The organism is Polaromonas sp. Polasp52, from assembly GCF_059491565.1.
The window spans coordinates 1,364,057-1,384,061 of sequence record NZ_CP168513.1 but is presented as its reverse complement, the minus strand read 5'-3'; the positions used below and the strand labels follow the sequence as shown (position 1 = coordinate 1,384,061).

Here is a 20,005-nt window from a genome sequence, read left to right as displayed (position 1 = left end):
GTCAGGCCTTGGGCGCCTTGCTGCGCATGTTGCTGAGCACGCCTGCGAAGAAGTCCTGCACCGTGTCTACGCAGGCAAGGCCATTGTGGGGAACGTTGTCGACCAGGTCCAGGGTGACGTTCACACCGGCCTTCGCGAAGGACTGGCGCAAAGTCTCCAGCCGTTCGGGGCGTGTACGCCCCGCGGCGTTGGCGCCGGCCATGAAGAATTTGCCGCCTTCGCGGTGGGTGATCTCCCAGGTCTCCATGTCGGCCTTGCCGACCACCATGTGCACCGGCAATGCCTTGAGCGCGGCCAGGTTCAGGGCTTTGCCGAAGCGTTTTTCAAAGTCGCGCACGCCGACCCACCAGTCCTGGTCAGGGTCGATCAGCGTGACGGAACCCGGCGCGCCTATGGACAGGGCCCAGAGGCGTTCGGGGTGCAGCAGGCCGAAGCGGTTGACGAACTGGCCGCCGCCGGAATAACCGAAGAGCGCGAATTTCGAGAAATCACAGCCGAACTTCACCGCCACCTCGTCGACCATGCTCAGCAGGATCTGGTCGTAGCGGATGTCGGCCTCGCGCAGGTGCTTGAAGCCGTCGCGGTTGCCGTCGCCCTGCGGGCCGGCCGGGAACAGCGGGCACAGCACGATGCAGTCGTTCCACTTGGCAAAAGCGGCAAAGGCGTCGCGGTACTCGGTGAAGGCGCGGCCCGTGCCGTGCACCACCACCACCAGCTGCATGGGCTGCTTGGCCTCGTGCAGATGTGGCGGCGCATAGGTGCAATAGGAAAAGCGCGGGTCGGTGCGCGACGCAAAAATCGTGCTGTGGCCCAGGTCGTAGATCGCCGCCGCCCGTTTTTCACCGAAGGACAGGGTTGAAGCCGTTGCGGCATTCGCTGGGAGCACTTCAGGCATACGCATCATCACCCACAAATAGGACTCGAAAGCGGCCGGTTCGGGGCCGCGCAGCAAGCGTGGGTGGGTAAGACATCGGTCCGTCACACAAGCCTGTTAAGGCGGATTGTTCTCCATCCAGTTTAAAAAATATATCTATATTATGTTTTGAGATGCTAAAGTTATTCTTTTGTATTGAAGCCCATTCCGCGTGAGCACCATACGTTTCCTGAGGACCTTTCTGGTCGTGGCGCACGGCGGCTCTTTCGCCGCGGCGGCCGACCGGGTCGCGCTGACGCAGGCGGCGGTCGGGGTGCAGATGCGCGCGCTGGAGACCGAGCTCAAGACCGTGCTGTTCGAGCGTTCCGGGCGCGGCGTGGTGCTCTCGGACGCCGGCCGCGCGCTGGTCGCGCATGCCGAAAAAATCATCGGCTACTACGACCAGATGCGCGAGGGCCTGGAGGGCGAGGGCGAGATCGCCGGCACGGTGACGGTGGGCTCCATCGTCACGGCCATGGGGCTGCTGTCCAACACCGTGGTGCGCATGAAACCGCTGTATCCGCGCCTCAATGTGCGCCTGGTCATGCAGGAGTCCAGCGGCCTGGCGCGCAGCGTGCAAAGCGGCGAGCTCGACGCCGCCATCTTTGTCGACGACTCGCCGCTGGAGCGCAAGGGCATGCGCTGGACGCCGCTGTACACCGAGCCGCTGACGGTGGTCGCGAGTTCGCAGGTGGCACCGCCGGGCAGCGACTTCAAAAAACTGCTGCGCGAGCAACCCTTTTTGCGCTTTGACAGGCGCACGCCTAGCGGCATACGCATAGAGCAGACCTTGCGCAAGCTGGGCCTGGCCCCGCAGGATTTCCTGGAACTCAGCTCGCTGTCGGCCATCATCGAGCTGGTGCGCCAGAACGTGGGCGTCACCATCGTGCCGCATGTCAAGAACGCCGACTGGGCCAATGACGCGCTGCTGCGTGTGCTGCCGCTGCCGGGCCGGCCCCCGACGCGGCTGATCGGCATGCTGGAGCAGGGCAAGCGCGAGCACATCACTTCGGTGATACGCCAGCACCTGGTGCAGCTGCTGGCCGAAAAAAGCGCGGTGCCCGCCGCACGCTGAGGCGGCTGGGAACTTTCTGACTCGCCCGCTGAACTTTTTCACCGCGCCCCCGTCACACATCCTTTTAACGGAGGATTCCCATGGCGTTTGCCAACAACAACCCACAACTCACGTCGCGCGCGCTGTCGGTGCTTCGCATTGTTTCGGCTTATTTGCTTATTCAGCATGGCACGGCCAAGCTGCTGGGCTTTCCCCACGTGGCCTATTTCGACGGGCTGCAGGTGCTGTCGCTGATCGGCTTTGCCGGCATCCTGGAACTCTTTGGCGGCGCGCTGCTGTTGGTCGGCCTGTTCACGCGGCCCGTGGCCTTTGTCTTGTCGGGCCTGCTGGCCTTTGCCTATTTCATCGGCCATGCATCCAAGGGTTTTGTGCTCTCGCCCATGCTCAACGGCGGCGAGTCGGCCGTGCTGTTCTGCTTTGTCTTCCTGTTCATGGCCGCCGCGGGCGGCGGCGCATGGGGCCTTGACGCGCTGCGCGGCAAAAAATAGGCGGCCTTTTTGATGCCAGCGGGTGGGCTGCCTGGGGCGCAGCCGCGGCACGTGTTGTTACAGCGCCGGGCCGGAGCCGGCGTAGTCGCCGCGGCCTGCTGAGGCGTTGTGCAGGGATGGGCTGCCGTTGTTGGCCGCTATGACAAGACCCGTGACCTATGACCCAGCACCCCCTCTACCGATTTTCCCCCCGCAGCCTGGCCTGCCTGGCTCTGGCCCTGACGCTGGCCGGTTGCGCGGCGCCCGGCGCGGGTACATCGGACAGAGGCCGGCAAGTTGCCGCGGCTGACGGCTACCTGTGGGTCAACCGCGTGACCTGGGGGGCCTCTCCTTCGTCGGTGGAGCAGATCGCCCCCAAAGGGTTTGACGCCTACCTGGCTGAGCAGCTTCATCCCGGCGCGGCGAAGCTGCCCGAGGCGGTGGCGGCGCAGATCGGCGCCATGACGATCAGCCAGCGGCCCGTGGTCGCGCTGGTGCAGGAGCTGGAGCAGCGCAACAAGGAGGCCAATGCGCTGGCCAATGATGAGGAAAAAAAAGCGGCCCAGCAGGGCTTCCAGGTCGAGATGAACCGCCTGGGGCGTGAGGCCGCCACGCGGCATGTGCTGCGGGCCTTGTATTCCAGCAACCAGGTGCAGGAGCAGATGACCTGGTTCTGGATGAACCACTTCAGCGTTCACCTTTACAAGAGCAACATCCGTCCCATGCTGGGCGACTACGAGGAGACGGCGGTGCGGCCCAGGGCGCTGGGCAAGTTCAGCGAACTGCTGCGCGCGGTGGTGTACCACCCGGTGATGCTGCGCTACCTGGACAATGAGCAGAACGCCGCCGGCCGCATCAACGAAAACTTCGCGCGCGAGCTGATGGAGCTGCACACACTGGGTGTGGACGGGGGGTACAGCCAGCACGACGTGCAGGAGCTGGCCCGTGTGCTGACGGGTGTGGGCATCAACCTGCAGGCAAACAACCCAACACTGAAACCCGAACTGCAGGCGTTTTATGTGCGCCGCGGGCTGTTCGAGTTCAACCCGGCGCGGCATGATTTTGGCGCCAAGCAACTGCTGGGAAAGCCCATCACCGCCAAAGGCCTGCCAGAGGTGGATGAAGCCATAGACCGTCTCGCCCGCAACCCGGCCACGGCCCGCTACATCAGCCGCAAGCTGGCGCAGTACTGGCTGGCGGATGCGCCGCCGCCGGCCCTCGTGGATCGCATGAGCCAGACCTTCCAGCGCAGCGACGGGGACATCGCCGCCACGCTCAAAACGCTGCTGGGCTCCAGCGAGTTCGCGCAGGGCGCCGGCCGCAAGTTCAAAGACCCCATGCATTACGTGATTTCCGCCGTGCGCATGGCCTATGACGACAAGCCCATCCTCAATGCCGGGCCCATCATGAACTGGCTCAATCGCATGGGCGAGCCGCTGTATGGCCGCCAGACCCCCGACGGCTACTCCCTGGCTGAATCGGCCTGGGCCAGCCCGGGCCAGATGGCCACGCGCTTTGAGATTGCCAAGGCGATCGGCTCGGGCAACGCCGGGCTCTTCAAGACCGAGGGGCCGCAGCCGGTGGAGCGCGCGGCCTTTCCGCAGCTTGCCAATGCGTTGTATTACCAGTCGGTGGCCAAAACCCTGAGCCCGGCCACACGCAAGGCGCTGGAGCAGGCCGCTTCGCCGCAGGAATGGAACACTTTTTTGCTGTCGTCTCCCGAGATGATGAACCGCTGAAAGGAATTGCCCCATGAACAGACGCGATCTTGTCAAAGCCGCGGGCGCCGGCGCCATGTCGCTGGCGGGCGGCCGCCTGTTTGCCGCGGGCAGCGGCCAGCCGCGCTTTCTGCTGGTGTTTTTGCGCGGCGGCTATGACGCGGCCAGCCTGCTGGTGCCGGTAAGCAGCAGCTTTTATTACGAGGCGCGGCGTGACATCGCGATCCCCAAGCCGTCGGCCGAGCAGAACACCGCGTTGCCCCTTGACGGCGACTGGGGCCTGCATCCGGCCTTGCGTGAGAGCATTTACCCGATGTTCCAGAAAGGCGAGGCGGCGTTCATCCCGTTTGCCGGCACGCCCGACACCTCGCGCAGCCACTTTGAAACACAGGACAGCATAGAGCTGGGCCAGCCGCTGGACCAGAGCAGGAACTACCGCTCGGGTTTCCTGAACCGGCTGGCCGCCACCTTGCGCGGCGCCGAACCCATGGCTTTTACCGACCAGTTGCCGCTGGTGTTCCAGGGCACGGCGCGCGTGCCCAACACGGCGCTCAAGGCCATCGCCAGGCCCTCACTCGATGTGCGCCAAAGCCAGATCATTTCCGCCATGTACCAGAACACCGCGCTGGCGTCGGCGGTGAACGAAGGATTCACGGTGCGCGACGAGGTGATGCGCGAGATGTCCGTTGAAATGGAGGCGGCCAACCGCAACGCGATCTCCGCCAAGGGGTTTGAGCTGGAGTCCCGGCGCATCGCGCGGCTGATGAAAGAGCGCTACAGCATCGGCTTTGTCGACGTGGGCGGCTGGGACACGCATGTAAACCAGGGCGCGGGCACCGGTTACCTGGCCGGGCGTTTTGACGAACTCGGCCGCGGCCTGGCGGCCTATGCCAGTGAAATGGGTGCGATGTGGAAAGACACGACGGTGGTGGTGCTCAGCGAGTTCGGCCGCACCTTCCGCCAGAACGGCAACCGCGGCACCGACCACGGCCATGGCACGGTGTACTGGGTTCTGGGCGGCGGCCTGCGCGGCGGCAAGATCGCCGGCGAACAGCTCAAGGTCGATGCGCCTTCGCTGTTTCAGAACCGCGACTTCCAGGTGCTGAACGACTACCGGGCGGTGCTGGGAGGGCTGATGGCGCGCCTGTACGGGCTGGGTCCGGCGCAGGCCGAGCAGATCTTTTCCGGCATCAAGCCCAGGGACCTGGGGCTGGTTTGACGCGCCCGGCCGTGGGCACCCTAGGCCACGGCCTCGGGCCCGAAGGCCAGGCCGTCGAGCTTGTCGGGGTTGCGCATGATGTAGATGTTGGTGGCCTTGCCTTCCTCGTTGTAGGCGAAGGTGATGGCCGCGGCGATCTCGCCGTTGTTCGCGCGCAGCAGGATGGCGTGGCCGCCGTTGATCTCGCAGGGCAGCCATTCGTAGGCGGCCCAGTAGCGCGCCAGCTGGGTGCTGATGAGCGTGAGCACACTGCCCTTGCCCTGAAAAACGCCTTCGATGGAGCTGACCTTGCCGCCGCTGTCGGCGCAGACGGCGATGTCGTCCGAGAGCAGGCTGGCGAGCGCCTCGGTGCTGCCCGCGGTGATGGCCTCGCGAAAGGCGTTGAGCAGGCCGTCCTGCACCTGGGGCGGCGTCACGTGCCGCACCTTGCCCTGGGCGATGTTGACGCTGGCGCGCGAGACCAGCTTGCGGCAGGCGGCCTCTTCCATGTCCAGCATCTCCGCGATCTGCGGGTAGGGCGTGTCAAAAATCTCGTAGAGCAGGTAGGCGGCGCGCTCCTTGGGCGTGAGCCGCTCCAGCAGCAGCAAAAAAGCCATGCTCAGGGATGAAGCCAGCAGCGCATGCGTTTCCGGCGTTTCGTCGGTGCGGGTCTGGATCGGTTCGGGCAGCCAGGTGCCGACATAGTCGACCCGGCTGCGCTGGGCGTCGCGCAGCATGTCTATGCAGTGCCGCGTGCAGAGGGTGGTGAGCCAGGCGGCCGGCGTTGCGATGCTGGCATGGTCGGCCGCCAGCCATTTGATGAACACGTCTTGCACGGCGTCTTCGGCATCGGCCCGCGAACCGAGGATGCGGTAGGCCAGGCCGAACAAATGCCTGCGCCTTTCTTCAAACACGGCGGTCGGGTCGATGTGAGAAGCCATGATGAACCTTAGTGAGCCGAAACCTGGATGCGGTTCCAGAGGTTGATCATGCCAATGGTAGCGGTCAGCGCGCCGATTTCCCTGTCGCTGAAGAAGGCGCGCAGGCGGCCGCGCAGGCTGGCGTAGTCGGTCTTGTGGTCGAGCTCGGTCAGCGCTTCGGTCCAGGCCAGCGCGGCTTTTTCGGCTTCGCTGAAGTCGCTCACATGGGCCCAGACGACGAGGCGGTCCAGCCTGTCCTGGGTTTCGCCGTCTTCACGGGCTTCGCGCAGGTGCATCTTCACGCAGAAGGCGCAGCCGTTGATCTGCGAGGCGCGCAGGTGGATCAGGTGGTGCAGCTTTTTGTCCAGGCCCAGGCTGCCTATGGTTTCACTGGCCTTGAGCAGGGCGGGGAAAACCTCGGGAATGGCGAGGTCGATACGGACGGGGGCGGTGTTGGCGGTGGTAGCGGTGGTGGCAGTCATGGTGGTTTCCTTTAAAAAACTTAAAAGTTGGGTGTCACACCGTATTGACGATCCTGCCTTGCCGTTTGTGACGCCTGGCCCTCAAAAAAAAGCCCCCTCAATGAAAAATCGCCTGAACCCCGGGGGATTCAGGCGATGGCGGCGGGGATGGCGCCTGGAATCAGCGGTCGGTCGCCAGCAGGGCGTTCATCGCCGAATAGTCGAGCTTGGGGCCCAGCAGCGGCGACAGGTCTTGTTTAAGCAAGGCCTCGACGCTGGTTTTGGCATGTTCATACGCCACCTGGAAGGGGCTCGGGCCCACGCTGAGGCGCCGCACGCCGGCCGCCTGCAGCGCGGCAATCGTAGGCAGGCCGGGCATGGCCATCACATTCAGCGGCATATTGACGGCCGCGCTGATCTCCTGCGCTTCGGGCAGGGCCGTGAGGCCGGGCACAAAAGCGCCGTCGGCGCCGGCAGCCTGGTAAAGCTTGAGGCGCTCAATACTGGCCTGGGCCGGGCTGCCTTCGACCTTGAGCCGGCGCAGGTAGACGTCGGTGCGCGCGTTGATGAACAGCGGTTTGCCTTTGAGTGCGGCGCGTATGGCGCCTATCTTGCCCGCCAGCAGCGCGGGTGCATCGCTGCCGTCCTCGATGTTGATGCCCACGGCACCTTTGCCCGCAAGTTCGGCGGCCAGCCGGCCCACTTCAGCCGGGTCGGCGCTGTAGCCGTCTTCCATGTCCACGGTCAGCGGCACTTTCAGCACGCGTGTGATGTTGCCGACGGCGTGCAGCAATTCTTCAGGCGGCAGCGCGCCGCCGTCGGCATAACCGCTGGCCCAGGCCAGCGAGGCGCTGCTGGTCGCGACGGCGCTGGCGCCGGATGCCTCAAAAATCTTCGCGCTGGCGGCATCCCAGGCATTGGGCAACAGCAGCAAGCTGCCGGCCTGGTGGAGTTGGAGGAATTGCTGGTGATGTTGGGCTTGCATGGGCGGTCTCCGCTGGAAAAGAGTAAACCGCCAGCTTAGCAAGGCGCAGCGTCCAGGCCGGCCATTTCCTGCCCTATATACCCAGCACCTTGGGGAAAGCGCTTAGCCCCTGCGGAATTCCAGCTCAAAACGGGCCAGGCCCGCGTAGTCGAACTTCAGGGGCTGGCCGACCGGCACCGTGAGCACACCGGCATAGGAACCGGTGATGACGGCCTGGCCGGCCTGCAAGCCCAGGCCGCGTTCGCGCAGAAAATTCGCCAGCCAGTAAAGCGGCGCGCGCGGGTCGCCGTTGGGGTGTTGGGCCTGGGCGGTTTGCCGAGGCTCATCGCCGGCCTGCCAGCCCAGTTCAAAGGCCGCGGCCTCGGGTGCCACCAGCTCAGGCCCTAGCCACAGGCCGTTGTTGACCAAGCCGTCGGCCAGCATTTCAGGAAAGGGCAAGCCTGCCGAATCGGCATAGCGGCTCGCGCAGATCTCGAGCGCGGCATGCACGCTGCCCACAGCCGCGTCGATGTCGGCCTCGGTGTAACGCTGCTCACGTGCGGGCAGATCTTTCGCCAGCACAAAGGCCAGCTCGGGTTCGACCTTCACGCTGCCCAGGTCTCGGTCCGCCGGAAAAACCACGCTGCACAGCGCGGCGCGGCTGATGGCGGGCTGGTAAATCGGCGCCACCACCAGCTTGCCGGGGCTGGGCGGCGAGGCCTTCCAGCCGCCCACGGCCTGGCCCAGGCTGCGGGTGACGGCAAGCTGCACCTGCCAGGCGTCTTCGGGTTCCAGCGGGCGGCAGCTTTCGGGCAGGCGGGCGCCGGGCTTGCCGCTGTTGCGCCGGGCGGCCAGTTCCATGGCGGCTTGCGTGATCTGTTCAGGGGTGAGGGGCATGGCTGTCGGGTAGAGGAGGGAGTGGGCGGCCTGCGGGGCACGGGCATTTCAGTGTAGCGGCGCCGGCGGCTGCCCATCTCTTTGCAGTCCCTGTAGTATTGGCGGCTTCAGCCCGGTTTTTGGGCGCATTCCTTCTCATTACCACCATGAAAAACTCCCTGAGCCTTGCTTCCGCCTTGCCTGTTGATGCCGCCGACGCCTTGCTGGTGGGGCGCGTATGGGTGGAGGGCACGGGGCCGGTGCTCGCACTGGTCACCCCCGAGTCCGTGTTCGACCTGTCCAGCGTGGCCGCCACGGCCAGCCAGTTGCTGGAACTGCCCGGCGTGGCCAAGGCCGTACGCACGGCAGCGCCCTCGCTCCCGCGCCTGGCAGGCACGGCCGAGGTCCTGGCCAATTCGGCGGCCGATGCGCGCAAGCCCGCGCTGCCCTGGTTGCTGGCGCCCTGCGACCTGCAGGCGCTCAAGGCGGCCGGCGTGACCTTTGTGGCGTCGATGCTGGAACGTGTGATCGAGGAGCAGGCGCGCGGCGACGCCAGCAAGGCCGAGGCGGTGCGCAAGGCCGTGGTCGGCGTGATCGGCGACAACCTCAGCAGCATCAAGCCGGGCTCGCCCGAAGCCGACAAGCTCAAGGAGGTGCTGATCGCCCAGGGCGTGTGGTCGCAGTACCTGGAAGTAGGCATAGGCCCCGACGCCGAAATCTTCACCAAGAGCCAGCCGCTGAGCGCGGTGGGCACGGGCGCCGAAGTGGGCATACACCCGCACAGCCACTGGAACAACCCCGAACCCGAGATCGTGCTGGCCGTCAATTCGCGCGGCGAGACAGTGGGCGCGGCGCTGGGCAACGACGTCAACCTGCGCGACTTCGAGGGCCGCAGCGCCTTGCTGCTGGGCAAGGCCAAGGACAACAACGCCTCCTGCGCCATAGGCCCTTTCATCCGCCTGTTCGACGACAAATTCAACATTGACCACGTGCGCCGCAGCGACCTGAACATGACGGTCACCGGCACCGAGGGCTTTGAGATGAAAGGCGGCAGCTCGCTGAGCAAGATCAGCCGCGACCCGCTGGACCTGGTGGCCCAGGCCATAGGCGCCAACCACCAGTACCCCGACGGCTTCATGCTCTTTTTGGGCACCATGTTCGCGCCCACGCAGGACCGCCACGGCCCCGGCCAGGGTTTTACCCATGTGGTGGGCGACGTGGTGACGGTGGCCACGCCGCAGCTGGGCTGCCTGGTCAACCGCGTGACCACCTCCGACAAGGCCGCGCCCTGGACCTTCGGCATCTCGGCGCTGATGCAAAGCCTGGCGAAGCGAAAACTGATCTAAGCGCGGCAAGGAGGTAACCAGCATGCATACATCCGCACTCGTGCTGTTTTCCGGCGGGCAGGATTCCACCACCTGCCTGGCCCTGGCGCTGTCCAAATACGAACGTGTCGAAACCGTGGCCTTTGACTACGGCCAGCGCCACAAGGTGGAGCTGGAGGCGCGCCTGAATGTGCTGCGTGAAATCAAGGCGCAGTTTCCGCAGTGGGCCCACAAGCTTGGCGAAGACCATTTGCTGGACCTGGCGGTGCTGGGCCAGGTCAGCGACACCTCGCTGACCCGCGACGTGGCCTTCAAGATGGAAAGCTCGGGCCTGCCCAACACCTTTGTGCCGGGGCGCAACCTGCTGTTCCTTACGCTGGCGGCGGCGCTGGCCTACCGGCGCGACCTGCAGGTGCTGGTCACCGGCGTCTGCGAAACCGATTTTTCGGGCTACCCCGATTGCCGCGACGACACCATCAAGGCCATGCAGCTGGCGCTGTCGCTGGGCATGGACAAGCGCTTCCTGATCGAAACCCCGCTGATGTGGATAGACAAGGCCGACACCTGGCGGCTGGCGCACGACATCGGAGAAAAGTCAGGCCAGCCGCAAGGCGGCGAGGCGCTGGTGAAGCTGATCGTGGAGCACACCCACACCTGCTACCTGGGCGACCGGGTGCACCGGCATGCCTGGGGTTATGGCTGTGGGACTTGCCCGGCTTGCGAGCTACGAGCCAGAGGGTTCGAGCGCTACGCTGCGGGAGTCTGAACCTTTTGCTCCTTCCCTCTTGGGGAAAGGAGTCAAATCCTCACAGGCTGTCTATGACGCAGCGCGTTACGAGGGGCGGCTCCTCGCCGATATGAAAAGCCAGCTTGCGCTCCCGCAGCACCACGTCGCTGGCGGTAACGCGGTCGAAGCGGCGCAGGTGCTCGGTCCATGATTCGTCGACGATCTGCTCGACAAAACGCCCGGGCTTGTTCACGTCGCGCAGCAGTTCCCATTCGAGCGCACCCTGGCGCAAACGGCTGCGCCGGCTTTCCTGCATCAGCGCGCGGAAGTCGTCGGCGCGCGCCGGGTCTATCAGGTATTCAATCGTCACCACCACATTGCCCACGCCGGGCGGCTCCTCGGCCACGGGCGCCTTGAACTGGCGCGAGGGCGTCATGTCCTCCTCGATGCTGAGGTCGGACACCAGGCGCTGCGCCACCAGCATCACCACCGTGCCGCTGGCGGCGGCGATCAGCAGGCCGGTGGAGACGCTGCTCAGGGTGGACACATGGCCCCACAGCGCGGCGCCGGCGGCGCTGGCACCCATGATGGCCATCTGGTACATGGACATGCCGCGAGCGCGCACCCAGTCAGGCAGGGCGAGCTGGGCCGACACGCTGAGCGAATTCGCGCAAGTGATCCAGGCCATGCCGTTGAGTACCATGGCCGGTACCGCCACCCAGGCATTGGGCGCAAACGCCATGGCGGCCATGGAGGCCGACTGCAGCAGCGTGGCGCGCATCACCAGCACGTCGCGCGGCATCATCTGGCGCAGCCGCGGCAGGTTGAGCGCGGCCACGATGGCACCCGCGCCCATGGAGGCCAGCAGCAAGGTGAAGGTGCCGGCGTCGCCGCCGTGCAGGCCGCGCGCCACCAGCGGCAGCAGCGCCAGCAGGGCGGTGGAATGGAAAAAGAAAATGGCGATGCGCAGCAGCACCGAACGCAGGCGCGCCGACTGGCCGACGAACTGCAGGCCCACGCGCATCGCGCTGACCAGGCGCTCGCGCCCCAGCGGGCTGGGCGCGTGGTCGCGCCGCCAGCGCATGATGACAAAACCCGAGATCACCGACAGCACGGCGTTGAGCACAAAAACGTATTCGGTGCCGGCGCCGGCGATCAGCGCGCCGGCCACCAGCGGGCCGACGATGCGCGAGGCGTTCATGGACACGCCGTTGAGCGCCAGCGCGGCGGGCAGCTGCCCGCGCGGCACGAGTTCGGGCACGATGGCGGCGAACACCGGCCAGCGCATCGCCAGGCCCACGCCGTTGGCAAAAGTCAGCGCCAGCAGCAGCGGCGGTGTCATCACGCCCGAGATCACGGTGATGGACAGCAGCGTGGCCACCACGGCCACCCAGAACTGCGTCATGATGAAGTAGCGCCGCCTGTCCAGGATGTCGGCCAGCGCGCCGCTGGGCAGGCCCAGCAGGAACACCGGCAAGGTGGAGGCCGACTGCACCAGCGCCACCCAGATCGGCGAGGTGGTCATGGAGGTCATCATCCAGGCGGCCGCAACGTCGTTCATCCACATGCAGATGTTGGCGACCAGCCAGGTGCTCCACAGCATGCGGAACACCGGGCGCTTGATGGGCGCCCAGGCGGAGAGGTCGGCGGGCTCCGGCGCGGGCGGCCTGGACATTTCCTCAGGCATGCGCGGCGCTTCCTCGGGGGAGCTGGCTGGCCGTCAGGGTGTACAGGGCATTTGAACCCGGCGGCTGTTTCTCCAGCGTCCACTGCCTGTCGTGGAAGGCCGCCACGTTGGGCCGGTGGGCAATGGAGATGATGGCGCCGCCCGACGATTTGACGAGCGCGAGCAAACGTTCATACAGCGTCTTTTCGGCGGCTTCGTCGAGTGCGCTGGTGGCTTCATCGGCGAAGATCCATTTGGGCTTTTTCAGCAGCACGCGCGCGATCGCCAGGCGCTGCTGCTCGCCGCCGGAAAGCTTCTGGCTCCAGGCGTCTTCCTGGTCAAGCCGCGCCGCCAGGTCGGGCAGCAGGGCCTCCTCAAGCGCCTGCCTGAGGGCGTCATCGCTGTAGGCTGTGGCGGGTTCCGGATAAGCCAGCGCATCGCGCAGCGAGCCATTGGGGAAATAGGGGCGCTGCGGGATGAACATGGCGTTGCCGGGTTTGGCGATGTTGCCGCTGGCAAAAGGCCAGATGCCGGCGAAGGCGCGGAACAAGGTGGACTTGCCGCTGCCCGAGGGGCCTTTCAGAAGGATGTGGTCGCCGGTGTGCGCCTTCAACGAGGTCTGCGCCAGCAGCACGGCGCCTGTGGGCAGCGCCAGTTTGAGGCCTGTGGACTCAAGCTCGGTGGATGGGGTGGTGACCAGCGCCTCATTGTCCTGTGTCTGCGCGATCATGCTGTCTTCGAAACTGGTCAGGCGATCTGTTGTCGCACGCCAGCTGGCGAGGTTGTCGTAGTTGTCCACAAACCAGCTGAGCGAGTCCTGAACCTTGCCGAATGTCGAGGAAATCTGAATCAGCTGGCCGAGCTGGATCGCGCCGCTGAAGAAGCGGGGTGCCGCGACCAGGAAGGGAAAGATCAGAGCCGCCTGGCCGAAGAAGCTCTGGAACCAGATGAGTTTTTTGTTGGCGCGTATCAGGTTCAGGTAGTTCGCAAGGACTGTCGTGAAGCGCCCGTCGAGCTGGCCGCGCTCCACCGCCTCGCCGTGGTCGAGCGCGATGGATTCGCTGTACTCGCGCACCCGCACCAGGTGGTGGCGAAGGTTGGCCTCGTAGCGCTGCTGCATGAAGTTGAGTTTGATCAGTGGCCGCCCGACGTAATGCGCCAGCACGCTGCCGACCAGGCAGTAGGCCACTGCGGCCCAGACCATGTAACCCGGGATGGAGTAGCTGCTACCGCCCAGGCTGAAGGCCAGCGGGCCCGACTGAACCCAGAGGAGGCCGACAAAACTGACCAGCGTCACGACCGCATTGAGCAGGCCCATGCTCAGTGTGATCGTGGAGGTGGTGAACGAGTGCACGTCTTCCTGGATACGCTGGTCCGGGTTGTCGGGACTGGCGTTGATGTCGGTGGCCGCGGAATAGCGCGCCAGTTCCATCTTGTAGAAGGCATGGTGAGACAGCCAGCGGCGCAGGTAGTCGCGTGTCATCCAGGCGCGCCAGCGCATTTGCAGCAACTGGGTCAGGTAGAACTTGTAGACGGCGATGATGATCGCTCCGAAAGCGAGATAGGTGAACCGGCCCATCTGCTGCCAGAAGACAAGCTGGTCGCGCTTTTCAAGTGCGTCGTAAAACACGCGGTACCAGTCATTGAACTGCACTGCCATATAGACCGTGCCCAAATTGAGCAGCACGATGGCCACCAGCAGCAGGCGAGCCTTCCATTTTTCTTCGGACCGGAAATAGGGCGCGGCGAGTGCACCTATGCGGCCTGCAAAACGCCAGAAATTGTTGAATTTGGCAAAAAGGCTGGATGGATTCATGAAGGCTCTTTCGCGGCTCAGGAAATCTGGTTGGACACACCGCTGGCCACATGGCCCGAGGGCACATGCTGGGCGGCGGAATTCACGTGGCCGGTCTGGTCGTCAAAGAAGAAGTCGGGCTCGAATTCGCGAAGGAATTCGCCCTTGGCCAGGCCGCCCAGGAACATGGCCTCGTCGACCTCGATGTTCCATTCCATCAGCGTGCGGATGGCGCGCTCGTGCGCCGGGGCGCTGCGCGCGGTGACCAGCGCGGTGCGTATGCGCATGCGCGAGGTGCCGGCCTGCTGCAGCCGATGCAGCGCTTCGAGCAGGGGCTTGAAGGGGCCAGCCAGCAGCGGCTGGGAAGCCTTGTCGCGCTCGTGCTGCTGGAAGGCGGACAGGCCCTGGGCCTGGAACACGCGCTCGGCTTCGTCCGAGAACAGCACCGCGTCGCCGTCGAAGGCAATGCGCACTTCGTTGGGATGGGCATCGCTGGCGCGCACCGAATGCGGGTAGACCTGCGCGGCCGGCACGCCCGCGGCCAGCGCGTCGCGCACGTCGCTCAGGTGGGCCGACAAAAACAGGTTGGCGTGCAGCGGCTTGAGGTAGCGCCAGGGCGCCTCGCCGCGGTTGAAGGTACCGCGCTCAATCTTGAGGCCGTAGTGCTGGGCCGAGCGGAACACGCGCATGCCGGATACCGGGTCGTTGCGCGAGAGGATCACGACTTCCACACGCTGCGCGGGCGCCGCCGGGCTGGCGGCCTCCCCGGCGCTTTCGGGCGCGTCGTTGAAGGCCAGCAGCTTCTTGACCAGCGAGAAGGCCACGCCGGGCTTGGCCGGCACGTCCAGGCGCTCGAGCTGCAGCTTCATATAGGCCGCGTCTTTTTTGACGCCGGGGGGCGGCGCGGCCGCCATGCCGCTTTCAAAGACCTGGTTTTCTTCCTCAAAATCAAACAGCGCGCGTGACGAGATCGCCACCACGAGCTGACCATCCAGGGTTGCTGCCATTTTTTGTGCCTTGTCTGGGTTTTAGGAAGGGGGTGTTAGTTCGAGTGTGCACCATTGGCCGTAGGCCGGTGCTTCTACTGGCCAATCGCTGGCTTGCTTGATCTGACGCACACCACGCGCAATCAGTTCCGCAGCGCGTATGACACCGGCGTGGGTGATCCATAGCGTGTCGGGCCGGCCCTGCAATTCGTCAAAGGCGGAGGCGACACGCGCCATGAACTGGCTGGTGCTTTCGCCGCTGCCGCCCGCGGCGTAGTTGGCAAAGCCGTCGGTCCAGGCCTGCAGTTCGGCGGGGGCAATGTCATTCCAGGCGCGGCCTTCCCAGGCGCCGAAGTCCATCTCCTGCAGCCGCGGGTCGCTGGTGCAGGCCAGGTCGGGCCGCAGTCCAGACAAGGCTTGCGCCAGTTGCGCGCAGCGCTGCAAAGGGGAATGGACGACGCGGATGCCGGCTGGAAGCAACTGTGCCAGCGCCTGCGCGCATTCGGCGGTCGCCGCGGTGTCGGCCGCCACGTCCCGCCTGCCGTAGCAGATGCCGGCGTCAACCAGCGGCGTTGCGTGGCGGGCCAGCCAGAGCTTCATGGCTTGCTGGCTGCCTTGGTCATGGAGGGAAGTGATGCGGTGGTCATGGAAAGGGGCTGCTGCTATGGCTGGGGCGTGAGGCAGTGCGTGCCGTGCGATGGGGCCCGCCATGCCCCATGGCCTATTCTAGAGCGGCACTGGCACGGCAAGCCCCCCGCGCCGCTGCGAGGCCAGCCGTGGACTGCCATCCCTCGCAGAACCGGCCGTGCTGTTCAAGCGCTAAGCCGCGTGCTGCAGCATCAGGTCAAGGTTTTGCACGGCCGCACCCGAGGCGCCTTTGCCCAGGTTGTCGAACACGGCGGCCAGCAGTACCTGGCCATGCTGCGGGTTGGCGAAAACGGCCAGCCGTAGCTGGTTGGTGCCGTTGAGCGCCTGCGGGTCCAGGTGCTGCGTGGCTTCAGCATCTTTTTGCGCCATCACCTCCACGTGCACGGCGCCTTCGTAGTGCTGCCGCAGGCAGGCTTGCAGCTGGTCGGCGGTAACGCCCGCCGACAACTGCCGCAGCAGCAAGGGGATGGTGAGCACGATGCCCTGGCGAAACGAGCCGTAGGCCGGCAGGAAGAAAGGCCGCTGTGCCAGGCCTGCGTGCTCCTGGATCTCGGGGACGTGCTTGTGGGCCAGCTCCAGGCCGTAGACCTGGAACATGGCCGCATGCGACGCACCCGTGCCTTCACGCGCGTCCACCCGCGCGCGGCCGCCGCCGGAGTAGCCCGACACCGCGTGGATCGCCAGCGGATGGTCGGCGGGCACCAGGCCGGCCTTCACCAGCGGCAGCAGCAGGGCGATGGCGCCCGTGGGGTAGCAGCCGGGGTTGCTGACGCGCCGCGCGCCGGCGATGAGCCGGGACTGCTCCGTGCTCATTTCCGGGAACCCATAGACCCACTGCGGATCGGTGCGGTGCGCGGAGCTGGCATCGATCACACGCACGGCCGGGTTCACGATGGAGGCCGCCGCTTCGCGCGCGGGCCCGTCGGGCAGGCACAGCAGCGCGATGTCGCAGGCATTGATGGCCTGCGCACGGCGCGCGGGGTTCTTGCGGTCCTGCTCGGGCAGCGTGAGCAGGCTCAGGTCGTTTCGGCCCTGCAGGCGTTCATGGATCTGCAGGCCGGTGGTGCCTTGGTCGCCGTCGATGAAAACAAGGGGTGCGCCCATGTGTTGCTCCTGGTGGGGTGGATGGCTCAAGCCAAAGAAAGAACGCGAATCTTCCGCGACCCCGTAGAATTTGAAAAGTTGAATTTCATAAACACCAACATCAGATTTACTGAACATCATGCGCGAACTCAACCTGGACCGGCTGCGCACGCTGGTCACCATCGCAGAACTGGGCTCGTTCGCCGAAGCCGCGCGGGTGCTGCACCTGGCCGCGCCCACGGTGAGCCTGCACATCGCCGACCTGGAAGCGCTGTGCGGCGCGCCCCTGCTGGTGCGCAAGCGCGGCGAAGTGCGTCCCTCAGGTGTGGGCGAGGCGCTGGTCGAGCGGGCGCGGCGCCTGCTGGCCGATGCGGACGAGGCCATGGAGGTGGTGCAGCGGCAGGTGCAGGGGCTGGCGGGCCGGGTGCGGCTGGGCGCCTCCACGGGGGCGATTGCCCACTTGCTGCCGCAGGCCCTGGAGGTGCTGGGACGGAACCATCCCGGTATCGACGTGCAGGTGGCCGTGCTTACTTCGCAGGACACCATGGCGCGGCTGGCGAACGGATCGCTAGACGTGGGCCTGGTGGCGTTGCCGCAGGCGACGGTGCAAGGGGTGAAGGTAGAGCCCTGGCGGCGGGATCCGGTGATGGCCTTCGTGCCGTCGTCCTGGGCGGCACCCCAGCGCGCCACGCCGAAGTGGCTGGCGGCCCAGCCGCTGATCCTCAACGATATGGGCACCAGCCTGTCGCGGCTGGGCGCTGAGTGGTTCGCGCTGGCGGGGGAGCACCCCAAGGCGCGCATCCAGCTCAACTACAACGACGCGATCAAGAGCCTGGTGGCTGCCGGCTACGGCGCCACGCTGCTGCCGCACGAGGCATCTTCCACCACGCCGCTGGACCCGCGCGTGCGCATGCTGCCCTTGCGCCCCGCGCTGTGGCGGTCGCTGGGCATTGCGCACCGGGCCGGCCCGGTGGAACGCGCGACGCAGCACGTGCTGGACGTGCTGTGGCAGCAGCGCCAGTCAGGGTCATAGGCTGATGGCCAGGCCGAAATAAAAAGCGATCTCGCAGACCTGCTGGGTCGCGCCCAGGCAGTCGCCGGTAAAACCCTGCAGCCGGTGCTTGAACATCCGCCCCATCCACAGCAAGGCCAGGAGGGCAAAGCTGCAGGCGACGATGAGGTTCAGGGCGTCCAATGCCAGGGCGGCCAGGGCCAGCGCGACGAAACACCAGGCAAAGCCGATCAGCAAGGCGCCCGGCGCAATCTGGTCGGCCAGCGGCTTGGATTTGGAGGCGGCGGTATCGCCCACATGCGGCAGCAGGTAAATCAGCAGCAGCGGCAGGCCGCGCGAGACGACGTGGCCCGTCCACAGCGCGGCGCAGATGTACCAGCCGGCAAAGGGCGCTTCCTCCCAGCCGGTGGGCGCGCCTTCGACCGAGCCGAGTATGGCCAGCAGGGACACCTTGGCGAACACGGCCAGCACCAGCGCCATGGCGCCGAAAGCGCCCACGCGCGAGTCTTTCATGATCTGCAGCGCGTGCTCCCGGTCGTGGCCGCCACCCAGGCCGTCGGCCGTGTCGGCCAGGCCGTCCTCATGAAAGCCCCCGGTCAGCAGCACGGTGGCGGCGGTGGACAGCACGGCGGCCACCAGCGGCGTGAAGGTGGTGTCGGGCAACAGGGCCTGCACCAGGGCGTACACGGCCGCGGCCACGGCGCCGGCGAGTATGCCTATGCCCGGGAAGTGCCCCGCGCTGGCGCGCAGCATCTCAGGGCTGTAGCCCACCCATTCGGCCAGCCGCCCGGTGATGGGGATGCGGGTGAAGAACTGCACGGCGAGCAAGTACTCGCGCACGAACTGGGCAATGGCGGTCATACGGCGCCCATGGCGGTTTACGCGCCTTCCTTGCCGCTCACGCCGGCGGACTCAAAGCTGGCCATCTCGCCCAGGAAGTTGCCCGCCGACTGCAGCAGCGGCCAGGCCAGCAGCGCGCCCGTGCCTTCGCCCAGGCGCAGGCCCAGGTCCAGCAGCGGGCTGGCCTTCAGGTGGGCCAGCAGCAGCCGGTGGCCGTGTTCGTCCCCGCGGTGGCAAAACACCATGTAGTCCTGCGCGGCGGGCGCCAGGGTTCGGGCCGCCAGCGCGGCGGCGCCGGCGATAAAACCGTCAACCAGCACCACGCGGCGCTCGCTCGCGGCCTTCAGCATGGCGCCGGCCATCATGGCGATTTCAAAGCCGCCCAGGGCGGCCAGCGCGGCCAGAGGATCGGTGGCGCCGGCGTGGCAGGCCAGGACATCCGCCAGTACCTGGCGTTTGTGCGCGAGCTGGGCGTCGTCAAGCCCGGTGCCGCGGCCCGTGGCGTCTTCAATGCCGACGCCCGCCAGGCGTGCGAACAGCAGGGCAGCGGCAGAGGTGTTGGCAATGCCCATCTCACCGAAGGCGACGACATTGCCGGGCAGCTGGCCCACGATGTCCATGCCGGCCTGCAGGGCGGCGCGCACCTGCGCGGCCGTCATGGCGGGTTCCTGGCGGCTGTTGCGCGTGCCGTGCGCGATCTTGCGCGGCAGCAGCTGCGGGTGCGGTGCGAGTTCGGCCGCGACGCCGGCGTCCACCACCCGCAGGGCAAAACCATGCTGGCGGGCGAAGACATTGATGGCGGCGCCGCCGGCCAGCATGTTGCCGACCATCTGCACGGTGACGGCCTGCGGGTAGGCCGAAACGCCTTCGGCGGCGATGCCGTGGTCGGCCGCGAACACCACCATTTGCGGTTCGCGCAGTGTGATGTTTTCACTTTGCTGGATCAGCCCCAACTGCAGCGCCAGGTCTTCAAGCCGGCCAAGGGCGCCCAGCGGCTTGGTCTTGTGGTCGATCTTGTGCCGCAGCCTGGCCTCGAGCGAGGCGTCGGTGACGGGCTCAATCGCGGGCAGGGGCAGGATTGGAGAGTCGGGTGCGTTCATCGGTGATCAGCTTGAGGCAGGCGGGGCAGTAGCAGGATGGCGCGCTGCCTTCGGGTGACGGGGCGCGTTCGCCGGGAACCGGCATGACATGGGGCAGCTTGACGCACCAGCATTCGGCGTCTCCGGCCACCATGCCGCAGCGCAGGCCGGCGCCGCAGCGCGGGCACACCGAGGTGTTGGCCGATGCGGGCCTTGCCGAGGGTGCGCCCTGCAGGTTCATGGCGGCGTGCT

The 20,005-nt window shown here is 66.3% G+C and carries 20 protein-coding genes; 7 read left to right on the top strand and 13 right to left on the bottom strand.

Annotation, left to right across the window (positions count from 1 at the left end; genetic code table 11):
* Position 1: 1 nt before the first annotated feature.
* On the bottom strand, positions 2-895 hold the full coding sequence (locus ACEN9P_RS06555; RefSeq protein WP_477660985.1) for an alpha/beta hydrolase: 894 nt from the start codon (positions 893-895) through the stop codon (positions 2-4).
* A gap of 190 nt (positions 896-1,085) precedes the next feature.
* On the opposite strand from ACEN9P_RS06555, the gene ACEN9P_RS06550 reads away from it, so the two are divergent.
* The 4 genes from ACEN9P_RS06550 to ACEN9P_RS06535 all read left to right on the top strand — a co-directional run bounded on the left by ACEN9P_RS06550 (position 1,086) and on the right by ACEN9P_RS06535 (position 5,392).
* A complete protein-coding gene (locus ACEN9P_RS06550) occupies positions 1,086-1,988 on the top strand; it encodes a LysR family transcriptional regulator (protein ID WP_477660986.1) in 903 nt (300 codons plus the stop codon).
* Positions 1,989-2,068: 80 nt separating this feature from the next.
* Complete coding sequence (locus ACEN9P_RS06545) at positions 2,069-2,476, top strand: DoxX family protein (RefSeq protein ID WP_477660987.1); 408 nt, start codon at positions 2,069-2,071, stop codon at positions 2,474-2,476.
* A gap of 158 nt (positions 2,477-2,634) precedes the next feature.
* Entirely contained in the window at positions 2,635-4,194 is a 1,560-nt protein-coding gene (locus ACEN9P_RS06540) for a DUF1800 domain-containing protein (RefSeq protein ID WP_495621440.1), read from the top strand.
* Between the two features lie 13 nt (positions 4,195-4,207).
* Positions 4,208-5,392, top strand: a complete 1,185-nt coding sequence (locus tag ACEN9P_RS06535) for a DUF1501 domain-containing protein (protein WP_495621439.1) — start codon at positions 4,208-4,210, stop codon at positions 5,390-5,392.
* A gap of 20 nt (positions 5,393-5,412) precedes the next feature.
* Here ACEN9P_RS06535 and ACEN9P_RS06530 read toward each other — a convergent pair whose 3' ends face one another.
* The 4 genes from ACEN9P_RS06530 to ACEN9P_RS06515 all read right to left on the bottom strand — a co-directional run bounded on the left by ACEN9P_RS06530 (position 5,413) and on the right by ACEN9P_RS06515 (position 8,613).
* Positions 5,413-6,312 (bottom strand): sigma-70 family RNA polymerase sigma factor, encoded by a 900-nt coding sequence (locus tag ACEN9P_RS06530; RefSeq protein ID WP_477660990.1) that lies wholly within the window; start codon positions 6,310-6,312, stop codon positions 5,413-5,415.
* Positions 6,313-6,320: 8 nt separating this feature from the next.
* Entirely contained in the window at positions 6,321-6,773 is a 453-nt protein-coding gene (locus ACEN9P_RS06525) for a carboxymuconolactone decarboxylase family protein (protein WP_495621438.1), read from the bottom strand.
* 160 nt (positions 6,774-6,933) lie between these two features.
* Positions 6,934-7,737 (bottom strand): isocitrate lyase/PEP mutase family protein, encoded by an 804-nt coding sequence (locus tag ACEN9P_RS06520; protein WP_477660992.1) that lies wholly within the window; start codon positions 7,735-7,737, stop codon positions 6,934-6,936.
* Positions 7,738-7,839: 102 nt separating this feature from the next.
* Positions 7,840-8,613 carry a 2-keto-4-pentenoate hydratase gene (locus tag ACEN9P_RS06515; RefSeq protein WP_495621437.1) on the bottom strand — a complete coding sequence of 258 codons (774 nt, stop codon included), beginning with the start codon at positions 8,611-8,613 and terminating at the stop codon, positions 7,840-7,842.
* Between the two features lie 146 nt (positions 8,614-8,759).
* On the opposite strand from ACEN9P_RS06515, the gene ACEN9P_RS06510 reads away from it, so the two are divergent.
* Positions 8,760-9,938, top strand: a complete 1,179-nt coding sequence (locus ACEN9P_RS06510) for a fumarylacetoacetate hydrolase family protein (RefSeq protein ID WP_495621436.1) — start codon at positions 8,760-8,762, stop codon at positions 9,936-9,938.
* A gap of 22 nt (positions 9,939-9,960) precedes the next feature.
* Positions 9,961-10,683 (top strand): 7-cyano-7-deazaguanine synthase QueC, encoded by a 723-nt coding sequence (gene queC, locus ACEN9P_RS06505; protein WP_495621435.1) that lies wholly within the window; start codon positions 9,961-9,963, stop codon positions 10,681-10,683.
* A 40-nt stretch (positions 10,684-10,723) separates the two neighbouring features.
* Here queC and ACEN9P_RS06500 read toward each other — a convergent pair whose 3' ends face one another.
* From ACEN9P_RS06500 to argC, 5 genes are all read right to left on the bottom strand, one after another.
* Entirely contained in the window at positions 10,724-12,331 is a 1,608-nt protein-coding gene (locus ACEN9P_RS06500; RefSeq protein ID WP_495621434.1) for an MFS transporter, read from the bottom strand.
* Positions 12,324-14,126, bottom strand: coding sequence for an ABC transporter ATP-binding protein/permease (locus ACEN9P_RS06495; RefSeq protein ID WP_495621433.1), 1,803 nt, complete (start codon positions 14,124-14,126; stop codon positions 12,324-12,326). The genes ACEN9P_RS06500 and ACEN9P_RS06495 overlap by 8 nt, the downstream gene beginning before the upstream one ends.
* Positions 14,127-14,143: 17 nt before the next feature.
* Complete coding sequence (locus tag ACEN9P_RS06490) at positions 14,144-15,112, bottom strand: 5'-nucleotidase (protein WP_477660998.1); 969 nt, start codon at positions 15,110-15,112, stop codon at positions 14,144-14,146.
* Positions 15,113-15,133: 21 nt separating this feature from the next.
* Complete coding sequence (locus tag ACEN9P_RS06485; protein ID WP_477660999.1) at positions 15,134-15,691, bottom strand: histidine phosphatase family protein; 558 nt, start codon at positions 15,689-15,691, stop codon at positions 15,134-15,136.
* 219 nt (positions 15,692-15,910) lie between these two features.
* A complete protein-coding gene (gene argC / locus ACEN9P_RS06480; protein WP_495621432.1) occupies positions 15,911-16,843 on the bottom strand; it encodes an N-acetyl-gamma-glutamyl-phosphate reductase in 933 nt (310 codons plus the stop codon).
* Positions 16,844-16,961: 118 nt separating this feature from the next.
* Here argC and ACEN9P_RS06475 point away from each other — a divergent pair, with 118 nt between their 5' ends.
* Positions 16,962-17,855, top strand: a complete 894-nt coding sequence (locus ACEN9P_RS06475) for a LysR family transcriptional regulator (protein ID WP_495621431.1) — start codon at positions 16,962-16,964, stop codon at positions 17,853-17,855.
* On the opposite strand, the gene ACEN9P_RS06470 is transcribed toward ACEN9P_RS06475, so the two are convergent.
* From ACEN9P_RS06470 to ACEN9P_RS06460, 3 genes are read right to left on the bottom strand one after another with little or no spacing between them, the layout of a single operon-like run.
* A complete protein-coding gene (locus ACEN9P_RS06470) occupies positions 17,850-18,695 on the bottom strand; it encodes an adenosylcobinamide-GDP ribazoletransferase (protein ID WP_495621430.1) in 846 nt (281 codons plus the stop codon). The two genes, ACEN9P_RS06475 and ACEN9P_RS06470, sit on opposite strands and share 6 nt — an antisense overlap.
* A 17-nt stretch (positions 18,696-18,712) precedes the next feature.
* Complete coding sequence (gene cobT / locus ACEN9P_RS06465) at positions 18,713-19,774, bottom strand: nicotinate-nucleotide--dimethylbenzimidazole phosphoribosyltransferase (protein ID WP_495621429.1); 1,062 nt, start codon at positions 19,772-19,774, stop codon at positions 18,713-18,715.
* Positions 19,731-19,994, bottom strand: coding sequence for a cysteine-rich CWC family protein (locus ACEN9P_RS06460; protein WP_495621428.1), 264 nt, complete (start codon positions 19,992-19,994; stop codon positions 19,731-19,733). The genes cobT and ACEN9P_RS06460 overlap by 44 nt, the downstream gene beginning before the upstream one ends.
* Positions 19,995-20,005: the final 11 nt, after the last annotated feature.

What these genes read in the sequence shown, in the direction of transcription:
- ACEN9P_RS06555 (WP_477660985.1), bottom strand. Translation starts at nt 895, where the DNA reads ATGCCTGAAGTGCTCCCAGCGAATGCCGCAACGGCTTCAACCCTGTCC.
- ACEN9P_RS06545 (WP_477660987.1), top strand. Translation starts at nt 2,069, where the DNA reads ATGGCGTTTGCCAACAACAACCCACAACTCACGTCGCGCGCGCTGTCG.
- ACEN9P_RS06540 (WP_495621440.1), top strand. Translation starts at nt 2,635, where the DNA reads ATGACCCAGCACCCCCTCTACCGATTTTCCCCCCGCAGCCTGGCCTGC.
- ACEN9P_RS06535 (WP_495621439.1), top strand. Translation starts at nt 4,208, where the DNA reads ATGAACAGACGCGATCTTGTCAAAGCCGCGGGCGCCGGCGCCATGTCG.
- ACEN9P_RS06530 (WP_477660990.1), bottom strand. Translation starts at nt 6,312, where the DNA reads ATGGCTTCTCACATCGACCCGACCGCCGTGTTTGAAGAAAGGCGCAGG.
- ACEN9P_RS06525 (WP_495621438.1), bottom strand. Translation starts at nt 6,773, where the DNA reads ATGACTGCCACCACCGCTACCACCGCCAACACCGCCCCCGTCCGTATC.
- ACEN9P_RS06520 (WP_477660992.1), bottom strand. Translation starts at nt 7,737, where the DNA reads ATGCAAGCCCAACATCACCAGCAATTCCTCCAACTCCACCAGGCCGGC.
- ACEN9P_RS06515 (WP_495621437.1), bottom strand. Translation starts at nt 8,613, where the DNA reads ATGCCCCTCACCCCTGAACAGATCACGCAAGCCGCCATGGAACTGGCC.
- ACEN9P_RS06510 (WP_495621436.1), top strand. Translation starts at nt 8,760, where the DNA reads ATGAAAAACTCCCTGAGCCTTGCTTCCGCCTTGCCTGTTGATGCCGCC.
- queC (WP_495621435.1), top strand. Translation starts at nt 9,961, where the DNA reads ATGCATACATCCGCACTCGTGCTGTTTTCCGGCGGGCAGGATTCCACC.
- ACEN9P_RS06500 (WP_495621434.1), bottom strand. Translation starts at nt 12,331, where the DNA reads ATGCCTGAGGAAATGTCCAGGCCGCCCGCGCCGGAGCCCGCCGACCTC.
- ACEN9P_RS06495 (WP_495621433.1), bottom strand. Translation starts at nt 14,126, where the DNA reads ATGAATCCATCCAGCCTTTTTGCCAAATTCAACAATTTCTGGCGTTTT.
- ACEN9P_RS06490 (WP_477660998.1), bottom strand. Translation starts at nt 15,112, where the DNA reads ATGGCAGCAACCCTGGATGGTCAGCTCGTGGTGGCGATCTCGTCACGC.
- ACEN9P_RS06485 (WP_477660999.1), bottom strand. Translation starts at nt 15,691, where the DNA reads ATGAAGCTCTGGCTGGCCCGCCACGCAACGCCGCTGGTTGACGCCGGC.
- argC (WP_495621432.1), bottom strand. Translation starts at nt 16,843, where the DNA reads ATGGGCGCACCCCTTGTTTTCATCGACGGCGACCAAGGCACCACCGGC.
- ACEN9P_RS06475 (WP_495621431.1), top strand. Translation starts at nt 16,962, where the DNA reads ATGCGCGAACTCAACCTGGACCGGCTGCGCACGCTGGTCACCATCGCA.
- ACEN9P_RS06470 (WP_495621430.1), bottom strand. Translation starts at nt 18,695, where the DNA reads ATGACCGCCATTGCCCAGTTCGTGCGCGAGTACTTGCTCGCCGTGCAG.
- cobT (WP_495621429.1), bottom strand. Translation starts at nt 19,774, where the DNA reads ATGAACGCACCCGACTCTCCAATCCTGCCCCTGCCCGCGATTGAGCCC.
- ACEN9P_RS06460 (WP_495621428.1), bottom strand. Translation starts at nt 19,994, where the DNA reads ATGAACCTGCAGGGCGCACCCTCGGCAAGGCCCGCATCGGCCAACACC.